This window comes from Daejeonella sp., assembly GCF_030684675.1.
Lineage (GTDB): Bacteria > Bacteroidota > Bacteroidia > Sphingobacteriales > Sphingobacteriaceae > Daejeonella.
In genome coordinates, this window is sequence record NZ_JAUXXZ010000077.1 from 85,475 (window position 1) to 95,128 (window position 9,654).

A 9,654-nucleotide genomic window follows, 5' to 3' on the forward strand; every position below is an offset into this window, starting at 1 on the left:
CATATTAAAATCAATATACTACAAAACTTTATTTAAAGTCAATTTATTCATAATGATCTCAATTAAAATGAATTACAGCTATTTATTTGAAAGTAAATAGTATAAATAGAATATAGGCTAAGCACGGTTTATGGAGAAACATTTCTATTTAAAACAATTCCCTTAAATAACTAAATTTGCAGCATGCAAATTCACATATTAAAATCAAAAATTCACAGGGTTAAAGTAACAGATGCAGATCTTAACTATGTAGGCAGTATCACAATAGATCAGGACTTAATGGATGCGGCAAATATTCTGGAGGGTGAAAAAGTACAGATCGTTAATAACAATAATGGTGAACGCTTTGAAACCTATACGATAACCGGAAGAAGAGGAAGTGGAGATATTATCCTGAATGGTGCAGCTGCACGAAGAGTTATGAAAGGTGATGTAATCATAATCATAACCTATGCCATTATGGATGCAGAAGAAGCCAGAAATTATAAACCTGTTGTTGTATTCCCGGATGAGGAAACTAATTTATTGAAATAATCACAACATTCAGGGCTCATCAAAATGAGTTTTAGCTGAGTCGGAAATCAATCTTGTGATTTCATTCAGTTCATCATCTGTCAGATATCTCCATTTTCCTATGGGTATATCTAGCCTGATATTCATTATTCTGACTCTTTTGAGTTTAACTACCTTATAATCAAGGTATTCACACATTCTTCTGATCTGTCTGTTCAATCCCTGGGTCAGTATTATTTTAAACCGATTCTTATCCAGTTGTTCCACCTCACACTTGCGGGTTATGGTATCCAGAATTGGGATTCCATTCCTCATCCTTTTTAGAAATTCAGGATTTATTGGCTTATTTACTGAAACAAGATATTCCTTTTCGTGGTTATTTCTGGCCCGCAAAATTTTGTTGACAATATCCCCGTCACTTGTCAGCAAAATCAGTCCCTCACTTGCCTTATCAAGGCGACCGATTGGGAAAATACGCTTCGGATATTTGATATAATCAATGATATTATTTTTCTCAGCTTTTGTGTCGGTTGTACATACTATTCCTACCGGCTTATTGAATGCAATATATACCGGCTTTTCTTCTGGTGTTGAAACCAGTTTACCATCAACCCTAACTTCATCATCGGGGACTATTTTAGTTCCCATTTCAGGTACCACACCATTGATTGTAACACGGTTTTCAAGAATCAGTTTATCAGCCGCCCTTCTGGAACAATAGCCAATTTCACTTAAGTATTTATTTATTCGTGTTGACTTAGGTTCTTCCATTTATTGCAATCATTGCAAAAATAAGTAAATAGAATGTGGCAAGTAATAAGACTATCAATTAATTTTTAAACTTACTTATATCGAACTAAGTTAATTAAATGTCAAAACAAAAAAGGGTCCCACCTTAACGACAGAACCCCTTAACAGAATATAATTGGTTAAATTATAAGGCAAATATATCAAATACATTATTATCATTATAATCAATATTAATTATATTTACATAGTTAAAATCTATAATATGACCTTAGTACAATTAGAATATATAGTTGCAGTAGATACCTACAGAAGTTTCGGAATTGCTGCAGAGAAGTGCTTTGTAACCCAGCCTACGATGAGTATGCAGGTACAGAAACTGGAAGAAACTCTTGGAGTAAAGCTTTTCGACAGAAGCAAACAGCCGGTATTACCAACAGAGATCGGAGCTGAAGTAATAGAGCAGGCAAGAATCATACTGAAAGAGAGCTATAAATTAAATGAGCTGATCAGCAATCAGAGAAATATAATCACGGGTGAACTTAGAATCGGAATAATCCCAACCATGGCACCTTATCTGATGCCAAAAGTAATTTCTGCATTTATGGAAAAATACCCGGATGTGCAGCTGCAGATATGGGAATATATGACCGACCAGATCGTTCAGGAATTAAAAAACGGGCTGCTTGATTGCGGGATACTTTCAACTCCGCTTGAGGATAAAAGTTTGAGTGAAACACCTCTTTTTTATGAATCATTCGTTGCATACCTTTCTAAATCAAGTCCACTGATCAGTAAAAAGAACATCTCAGCAAAAGATATAAATCTGGAAGATCTGTGGCTTCTAAATGAAGGTCATTGCATGCGCAATCAGATTCTAAATATCTGTAACCGTAAAAAAACAGATGAGCAGAAGCCTCTTGAATACAATACTGATAGTGTTGAAACCCTCAAACGCATGGTTGAACTGAACAAAGGAATTACGCTTTTGCCCGAGCTTTCAATAAGTGATTTTTCAGTTAAGCAGCTTGACCGGGTACGTTATTTTAAAACACCCGAACCCAGCCGCGAAATAAGTATTGTTACACATAGAAATTTCCTTAAACGCAAGCTAATATTAATCCTTGAGAAGGAAATTATTGAAGCTATTCCAAAACGAATGCGCAGCAAAAAGAAAAAGGAAATTATGGAGATTAAGCCAGACTAATCCTTACTTCTGAATTTTGAAATCACAAAGATGATCAGTGCGATAACCACTAAAACGACAAAAATACCGGTGTATGCACCGGCTTTAAAAATGCCGGTTATCAGATCACAACCCGATAAAAGGCTAACAGCCAAAAAGGCTACAACAAAAGATAAATTTTTCATAAGCATTAAAATTGAAATAGTGATGTATATTAAATACATCACTATTTCAATTTTAATGCCAAATGCGATTACTTTGCTTTCGCGAAGCGCTCAGCTACTGCAACCCAATTAACAACATTCATGAATGCTGCAACATAATCGGCACGTTTGTTTTGATATTTAAGATAATAAGCATGCTCCCAAACATCCATTCCTAAAATTGGAGTACCTTTAACCTCAGCGATATCCATCAATGGATTATCCTGGTTTGGAGTAGAACTTACCTGTAATTTTCCATCAGAACTAACTGAAAGCCATGACCATCCTGAACCGAAACGGGTCATACCTGCCTCAGCAAATTTTTTCTTGAATTCATCAAATGATCCGAAAGCAGCATCAATAGCCTTAGCCAGATCTTCTGAGGGAGCACCGCCGCCATTAGGCGACATTACCGACCAATAAAGTGTATGATTGAAGTGACCTCCACCGTTATTTCTTACCGCCATCGGGAATTTAGAAATATTTTTCATCAGGTCTTCGATCTTAAGATTCGCGCCGTCAGTTCCGGCCAATGCTTTATTTACATTATCTACATAAGCCTGATGATGTTTGCCATGGTGGATTTCCATAGTCATCTTGTCAATATGTGGTTCCAGAGCGTCTGTTGCATAAGCTAACGCAGGTAGTTCAAATGCCATAATTTTTATATTTAGGTTAATGATTTATTCTATAACAAATATAAGACCGAATTATTAGAATTTATTCAATTTGTTGTCAAGTTTTGTTACGTCTGGAAATAAAGAACTCTCTCATCAGCCTTGCAGCATCTTCAGCTAATACCCCGGATATCAATTCTGTTTTAGGATGAAGAATCCGCTTACTGATTTGTGAAAAGCCTCTTTTTGCATCTTCAGCTCCGTATACAATGCGACTAATCTGAGTCCAGTGTGCCGCACCCGCACACATCACACAAGGTTCAATAGTGACATAAAGTGTGCAATCTTTCAAATATTTACCTCCGGTATAATTTGCAGCAGCTGTAAAAGCCTGCATCTCTGCATGAGCGGTAACATCATTCAGCTGTTCGGTTAGGTTATGTCCTCTGCCTATTATTTTACCTCCATGAACGATAACTGCACCAATAGGCACTTCATCAAGAGCAAGAGCCTTATGTGCTTCTTTCAAGGCTTCTGCCATAAAAAAATCATCCGGACTTTGTTCCGGCCCATCCGTAAAATTCACGTATCTCATATTAATGCTGAGCCATTTGGGACCGGACGTTCTACAGAAGCCAAAACGATATGGCCATCCTGATCTGCAAAACCTGTAACCAGGAACTCTGACCTAAAATTTGCAATTTGCTTTTTTGGAAAATTCAAAACCCCTATTATCTGCCTGCCTATCAATTCAGATTTTGTGTAATGCCGGGTAATTTGTGCACTGCTCCATTTCACACCCAGATCCCCAAAATCAGCCTTAATTTTAAATGCAGGTTTTCTGGCTTCAGGAAAATCCAGAACTTCAAGAATCGTACCTACCCTCAATGCCACCTTATCAAAATCAACCCAGTTTATTTCTTCCATGTTCAAAGGTAAGTTGATGGCGGGATTATTCAAAAGGTTTTCAGAGCTAGCTGGTGATAACACCAACCAGAGGGAAACAGTAAATTAGGAAATGGGGAATAGTAGAAAGGGAAATAGGAAATGGGGAACTCTTTGATAACTTTGCAGCATGGATTCGGTAAGATTAAAAAAAGGTAAGGAAAAAGCTGTCAGACAATTACACCCATGGGTATTTTCGGGTGCGATAGATCATGTTAAAGGAAAGCCTGAAAATGGCGATATTATCATGGTTACCGACAGCAATAATGATTTTCTTGCTTACGGATTCTTTAATGATCAGTCGCGGGTTGCCGTTCGCTTACTCGAATGGAATTTGGAAACTGAAATCAATGAATCCTGGTGGAGAAAAAAGATCAGAAATGCCGTTAAACTCAGAACAGATCTGCATACCGATCAAACAAATACCTACCGGGTAATTTTTAGTGAGGCTGATTATTTGCCGGGCCTTATTGTAGACCGTTATGCCGATTTTCTTTCCGTACAGATTTTAACTTCAGGGGTGGAACGAATTAAACACATTCTGCTAGATGAACTGCAGAGTTTATTAAAGCCCAAAGGCATTTTCGACAGAAGCGATGCTTCAGCACGGGCACACGAGGGGATGGAAGCTTCTTCAGGGGGAGTTCTGCTAGGCTCAGAACCGCCTGAATTCGTAAGTGTCAGAGAAAACGGCATATTTTATCAGGTCAATATTGCCGAGGGTCAGAAATCTGGTTTTTATTGTGATCAGCGTGATAACCGTAAATGGGTCGCAGAATATGCGAAAGAAAAAAAAGTATTGGATTGCTTTTCCTATTCAGGAGGTTTCAGCCTGAATGTTATGAAGAACGAAGCCAAAGAGGTAATTAGTGTAGATAGTTCGGCACTTGCCCTTAATACTCTGAAAAGAAATATTGAAATCAATGATTTTCAAAATATCCCGCACCGTCAAATACAATCTGATGTAAATAAGCAATTGAGGGTGTTCAGGGAAGAAAATGAAAAATTTGATATTATCATCCTTGATCCGCCCAAATATGCCCCCTCACGATCGGCTTTAACAAAGGCCTCCAGAGCTTATAAAGACCTTAACCGCTTGGCAATGCTTTTATTGAATGAAGGTGGTCTTTTGGCAACGTTTTCCTGCTCGGGAGCGGTCGATATCAGCATGTTTAAACAGATCATTGCCTGGGCGGCACTTGATGCCGGTAAAAATGTACAATTCATTCAGCAATTCTCACAACCCGCTGATCATCCGGTAAGGTCATCCTTCCCGGAAGGCGAATATTTAAAAGGGCTGTTATGCAGGGTTAGTTAAATTTCCACCTACTAATCCTCAGGTACATTGTGCAATTGGACAGGCTTCTTACCCTTATTCATCTTTAGATTTAGCATTTCTACAAGTACCGAAAACGCCATTGCAAAATAGATATATCCTTTCGGAATATGCTGTTCAAACCCTTCGGCTAAAAGTGATACTCCTATAAGAAGCAGGAAAGATAGAGCCAGCATTTTAACTGTCGGGTGCTTGTTTACAAAATCACTTATTCCCCCTGCCGAAAGCATCATTACAATTACTGCAATTATTACCGCGGCAATCATTACTCCAATATGATCAGCCATCCCTACTGCTGTTATCACTGAATCCAGAGAGAAAACAACATCAAGAATAAGAATCTGAAGAATAACTCCGGAAAAAGTTACCACCGCTTTTCCTTCTGATTTATGTTCTTCACCTTCAAGCTTGTCATGAATTTCTGTGGTACTTTTATAAATCAGGAACAATCCTCCACTAAGCAGAATAAGATCCCGTCCTGAAATAGCAAACTTCTCAAATAATTCACCTTCGCTTAAGCCTATCCATTCACCCATATTAAACAGCGGGCTGGTCAGCGTCATGATCCAGCTCAATGAAAGCAGCAATAAAACACGGGTTATCATAGCCAATGCTAAACCAAGCTGACGGGCTTTCTTTTGCTTATTAGCCGGCAGTTTAGAGGCCATTATTGAAATAAATATGATATTATCTATTCCAAGTACTATTTCAAGTACCGTTAATGTAATCAATGATATCCAGATCTCAGGATTTGCTATCCATTCCATATTTTTTAACTTTCATCAAATGTAAATTAAAAGCATATAGAAATAAAACAAAAAAAACCTCCCTGTAAATACAAGAAGGTTTTAATGACAAATCAATTTGGTTTATAAAAATTTTACCCCTCCATAATTGGATTTGATAATGATCCGGCTATCCGAACCCTTACCGATCTGACCTTTATAGTTTTTGCTTGGACTCCAGGTCTTTGGCTTATCTGATGAGGTAATCTGCTCAACAAGATTTACACGGCTATTACTGTAATTAAACCCGGCATAGTTTACTGTTACATCAAAATCAAAATTTGCACCCTCTTCCAGACCTAATGAAACACCGGAATAGGAAGAGTTGATATTCAGATTCTTAACACTTTTATCCACTTCATCAATTTTAAATCCGCCGGTATAAGCCAGATTAAAATTACCACCCTGACTTAGTTGTGCAATAGTAGCTTTACTGTATTTAATGGTCGCACTAAGTTTTGCTGCCTGGTTCATTGTTAAACTACCATAAGCAACAGAGAGATTTCCGTTTATGAAGTTTTCAATACTTGCTGAGCCATAGCTAACCTTTACCTGGTTAGCGGGATTATCCAGCTTCCCTGATTTAAGGGAACCGTAGGAGCTCGAAATATTGACAGGTCCGTTAAAATCATCAATCTCAGTTCTACCATAACGGTTACTGATATCCAATGGATTTTTTGATGGCATATAGATCTGATAATTAACCTGAACCCCTCTGCGTTCTTCCTGCCCATTCTTCACCCTCGACCAGAAATTCAAAGAGGTCTTCTCAAAATTTGTTTTAAAACTAATGAGATTCCCTTCTCTCAACTCAGCGATATCAACACTCTCGAGCAGGTTTTCAGCACCACTTTCAGATGCTTCATAAGCCTTAATTTCAATTTCAACTTTAATCTCATTTTTAGCCCAGGTATGCACCGAAACTTTTCCATATTGATTATTTACCGAAAGCTTATCATTATTATCAACCGAGAAGGATCTGGTAATATTTTTTGTCTTTTCGGCTGTTCCGGTTAATTCAACAGGCTCCTCAGGATCTTCTGGAATCTGGTTGTCTGATATAATAATCTGAATGTCTTCCAATCCTTTCCTAAATTCACGGGTAGCAACTGCAACCGTTTTTCCGATCTTTTCAAAATCAATATTTTTAATTTCAACTGCAACTGTTTTGAATGCTTCGGCTATTTCGAACTCAATATTTTTAAGTTCGGAGTTCGCTCTGGGACTCTTTGGTCTGGCTGGCTCAACTGTCTGGGCTGATGCTAATTCTATAAAGAGCATCGTTAAAGCAAAAAGTAATGCTTTCTTAAATATTTTGTGTGTCATCACCTTGTTCTTTTTTTAATTGGTTAATCTGTTGTATTATTTCAAGCTGCTGATTCAATAATTCGATCTGTATCTGAAGATTTCGGATCATCGCCTTAACCGTTTCTTCCTGGTTCGGACTTGCAGGTAAATCCTGCTTTAATTTTTGAAAATTAGCATCCATCTTTTTGATCTCTTCTGAGAATTCCTGATAAAGTTGAGGTTCCTCCTTTTCAATTCGTTTTAACTCGCTCCTTTTAACTTCTATCAATGATGCATAATGTACCTGTTGCTGAGCCAATTGCGGATCAATATTGCTCAGATAAGATGATTGCTTAAACTGATATTGATAAAACCAGATACCTGCAAACAAAATCGGAATAATTGAAGCCGCCAGTTTAAGCAGGAAACTAAGACGAACAACCCGTTCCCTTTTCTCTGTTTTATTTTGAGATATACCTATCTGTTTTTCATCCAGTTGTTTCTCGATTTTAGCCCAAAGATCAGCAGGTGGTTCGAACTGATCGAAATCACTCCTGTTATCTTTGATAAAATTTTCTACTTTTTCTTTCATCTTTTTCCTCTCCCTGATCCTTTATTGGATCTTATTATTAATTATAACTTATCCCCTGATTCCTCAATAATTCAACAAGCTTTCTTCTTGCTCTCATAAACTGTGTCCTTGAAGTATTTTCACTGATGCGCAAAATCTGTGAAATCTCTTCATGATCATAACCCTCCAACAGGTACAGCGTAAGTACTAAACGGTATCCATACGGAAGCTGCTGAATGGTCGCCTGTACTTGCCGCACCTGCATTTCGAATTCTGAGTTATCAGTCACCTCATCATCCGGAATAGATTCAACGTCTGTATCATCGATCGGGATCAGTTCCATTTTGCGCTTACGGATCTGACTGATTGATCTGTTGATAACGATCTGTTTCATCCACAAACCGAAAGTGGTCTCTTGTCTGAAATCGGCAATTCGGGTATAAGCATCTATGAATGCCTCCTGCAGCACGTCTGCCGCTTCATCCGCATCATTCACAATGCGCATAGCAATATTGAACATTGCCCTTGAATAGAGCTTGTACAATTCATTTTGTGCCTTCCTACTACCGTTTCTGCATTCAACCACAAGGTCATAATGCTGATCTACGTAAACAGCTTCCAAATTTTTACGCTTTTCTTAATCAATAGACGCAGGGATTTTTCCCACGTTGCATCAAGGTAAGGGAAATATTTAATTGGTGGGGTTCGCATATGAGGTAGGAGGTCTGAGTTCTGAAGGCGACCTAAGAAATAACATCATGTTTTGAATGTTGAAATTACTATTGGGTTTTGGCTTTCGGCTTTGAACTTTTTACTTTAAGCATTTTGCCTTTCGCATTATACGCTAATTATCCATCTGGGGCTTTCCGCCTGGGGCGGACCGGGTTCTGTGCTATAGTTTTTGCCCATAAATTCCTTTTAAACTAAAAATTTCTTTGGACAAAATGAGCTGCCGCTTCGATCCCTAAGCCATACTAAACGCTGTGTTATTGGATTATTCCTCAATTACTGTTGTCCGGTTAAAATTAAGTTCTTAATAAAATACCTTTTTTATATATTTCAGTAAACGTTTTGTAGACGATTTTCCAATTAAGCCTCGTATTCAAAAACCGATAAGCTTGATGCAGATGGTGCAAATCATGAAATAAAGAGTTTAATTCAATCCAGATGATTGCAATAAAGCTGAGATTTTTTCTAATGACCCAGAATGGGTCAAATGTTTATAGAATTACGTTAACACGGAAATCCCGACCCTGAAGGGGTCGAATGTATTGGAAACTCTCACATGCGACCCCTTCAGGGTCGAATAACAGGATTCTATTGCGTTTCTATAAACATACGACCACCTTCCTTTAGATTAGTAATCTCTAAGAAAGAGTGGTTATTGTTATTGTAGGATTTTCTTTTTGCTTCTTTTTCTTTTGTTAATAACTGAAATTTATGTGTAAAAGTTAACACTGACAG

Annotated in this window: 12 protein-coding genes; 3 read left to right on the forward strand and 9 right to left on the reverse strand. The window is 37.8% G+C overall.

Annotated features, from left to right (window positions below):
• Positions 1-183: 183 nt before the first annotated feature.
• Positions 184-534, forward strand: coding sequence for an aspartate 1-decarboxylase (gene panD, locus Q8M41_RS16630; RefSeq protein ID WP_305366421.1), 351 nt, complete (start codon positions 184-186; stop codon positions 532-534).
• Between the two features lie 9 nt (positions 535-543).
• Here panD and rluF read toward each other — a convergent pair whose 3' ends face one another.
• Complete coding sequence (gene rluF, locus Q8M41_RS16635) at positions 544-1,284, reverse strand: 23S rRNA pseudouridine(2604) synthase RluF (protein WP_305366422.1); 741 nt, start codon at positions 1,282-1,284, stop codon at positions 544-546.
• 241 nt (positions 1,285-1,525) lie between these two features.
• On the opposite strand from rluF, the gene Q8M41_RS16640 reads away from it, so the two are divergent.
• Positions 1,526-2,467, forward strand: coding sequence for a hydrogen peroxide-inducible genes activator (locus Q8M41_RS16640; RefSeq protein ID WP_305366423.1), 942 nt, complete (start codon positions 1,526-1,528; stop codon positions 2,465-2,467).
• Here Q8M41_RS16640 and Q8M41_RS16645 read toward each other — a convergent pair.
• The 4 genes from Q8M41_RS16645 to Q8M41_RS16660 form a co-directional block, all read right to left on the reverse strand.
• Positions 2,464-2,631 carry a hypothetical protein gene (locus Q8M41_RS16645; RefSeq protein ID WP_305366424.1) on the reverse strand — a complete coding sequence of 56 codons (168 nt, stop codon included), beginning with the start codon at positions 2,629-2,631 and terminating at the stop codon, positions 2,464-2,466. The two genes, Q8M41_RS16640 and Q8M41_RS16645, sit on opposite strands and share 4 nt — an antisense overlap.
• A 68-nt stretch (positions 2,632-2,699) precedes the next feature.
• Positions 2,700-3,308 carry a superoxide dismutase gene (locus Q8M41_RS16650; protein ID WP_305366425.1) on the reverse strand — a complete coding sequence of 203 codons (609 nt, stop codon included), beginning with the start codon at positions 3,306-3,308 and terminating at the stop codon, positions 2,700-2,702.
• 76 nt (positions 3,309-3,384) lie between these two features.
• Positions 3,385-3,861 (reverse strand): nucleoside deaminase, encoded by a 477-nt coding sequence (locus Q8M41_RS16655; protein ID WP_305366426.1) that lies wholly within the window; start codon positions 3,859-3,861, stop codon positions 3,385-3,387.
• Positions 3,858-4,193 (reverse strand): tRNA-binding protein, encoded by a 336-nt coding sequence (locus tag Q8M41_RS16660; RefSeq protein WP_305366427.1) that lies wholly within the window; start codon positions 4,191-4,193, stop codon positions 3,858-3,860. The genes Q8M41_RS16655 and Q8M41_RS16660 overlap by 4 nt, the downstream gene beginning before the upstream one ends.
• A 148-nt stretch (positions 4,194-4,341) precedes the next feature.
• On the opposite strand from Q8M41_RS16660, the gene Q8M41_RS16665 reads away from it, so the two are divergent.
• Positions 4,342-5,529 carry a class I SAM-dependent rRNA methyltransferase gene (locus Q8M41_RS16665; RefSeq protein ID WP_305366428.1) on the forward strand — a complete coding sequence of 396 codons (1,188 nt, stop codon included), beginning with the start codon at positions 4,342-4,344 and terminating at the stop codon, positions 5,527-5,529.
• An 11-nt stretch (positions 5,530-5,540) separates the two neighbouring features.
• On the opposite strand, the gene Q8M41_RS16670 is transcribed toward Q8M41_RS16665, so the two are convergent.
• The 4 genes from Q8M41_RS16670 to Q8M41_RS16685 form a co-directional block, all read right to left on the reverse strand.
• On the reverse strand, positions 5,541-6,314 hold the full coding sequence (locus Q8M41_RS16670; RefSeq protein ID WP_305366429.1) for a TerC family protein: 774 nt from the start codon (positions 6,312-6,314) through the stop codon (positions 5,541-5,543).
• Positions 6,315-6,416: 102 nt separating this feature from the next.
• On the reverse strand, positions 6,417-7,658 hold the full coding sequence (locus Q8M41_RS16675) for a hypothetical protein (protein ID WP_305366430.1): 1,242 nt from the start codon (positions 7,656-7,658) through the stop codon (positions 6,417-6,419).
• Entirely contained in the window at positions 7,639-8,211 is a 573-nt protein-coding gene (locus tag Q8M41_RS16680) for a hypothetical protein (RefSeq protein ID WP_305366431.1), read from the reverse strand. The genes Q8M41_RS16675 and Q8M41_RS16680 overlap by 20 nt, the downstream gene beginning before the upstream one ends.
• A gap of 37 nt (positions 8,212-8,248) precedes the next feature.
• Positions 8,249-8,812 (reverse strand): RNA polymerase sigma factor, encoded by a 564-nt coding sequence (locus tag Q8M41_RS16685; RefSeq protein WP_305366432.1) that lies wholly within the window; start codon positions 8,810-8,812, stop codon positions 8,249-8,251.
• Between the last annotated feature and the right edge of the window lie 842 nt (positions 8,813-9,654).

Bases quoted from the DNA above. Each gene is read 5' to 3' on its own strand.
- Q8M41_RS16650 (WP_305366425.1), bottom strand. From the start codon at position 3,308: ATGGCATTTGAACTACCTGCGTTAGCTTATGCAACAGACGCTCTGGAA.
- Q8M41_RS16680 (WP_305366431.1), bottom strand. From the start codon at position 8,211: ATGAAAGAAAAAGTAGAAAATTTTATCAAAGATAACAGGAGTGATTTC.
- Q8M41_RS16640 (WP_305366423.1), top strand. From the start codon at position 1,526: ATGACCTTAGTACAATTAGAATATATAGTTGCAGTAGATACCTACAGA.
- Q8M41_RS16665 (WP_305366428.1), top strand. From the start codon at position 4,342: ATGGATTCGGTAAGATTAAAAAAAGGTAAGGAAAAAGCTGTCAGACAA.
- Q8M41_RS16675 (WP_305366430.1), bottom strand. From the start codon at position 7,658: ATGACACACAAAATATTTAAGAAAGCATTACTTTTTGCTTTAACGATG.
- Q8M41_RS16655 (WP_305366426.1), bottom strand. From the start codon at position 3,861: ATGAGATACGTGAATTTTACGGATGGGCCGGAACAAAGTCCGGATGAT.
- Q8M41_RS16645 (WP_305366424.1), bottom strand. From the start codon at position 2,631: ATGAAAAATTTATCTTTTGTTGTAGCCTTTTTGGCTGTTAGCCTTTTA.
- rluF (WP_305366422.1), bottom strand. From the start codon at position 1,284: ATGGAAGAACCTAAGTCAACACGAATAAATAAATACTTAAGTGAAATT.
- panD (WP_305366421.1), top strand. From the start codon at position 184: ATGCAAATTCACATATTAAAATCAAAAATTCACAGGGTTAAAGTAACA.
- Q8M41_RS16660 (WP_305366427.1), bottom strand. From the start codon at position 4,193: ATGGAAGAAATAAACTGGGTTGATTTTGATAAGGTGGCATTGAGGGTA.
- Q8M41_RS16670 (WP_305366429.1), bottom strand. From the start codon at position 6,314: ATGGAATGGATAGCAAATCCTGAGATCTGGATATCATTGATTACATTA.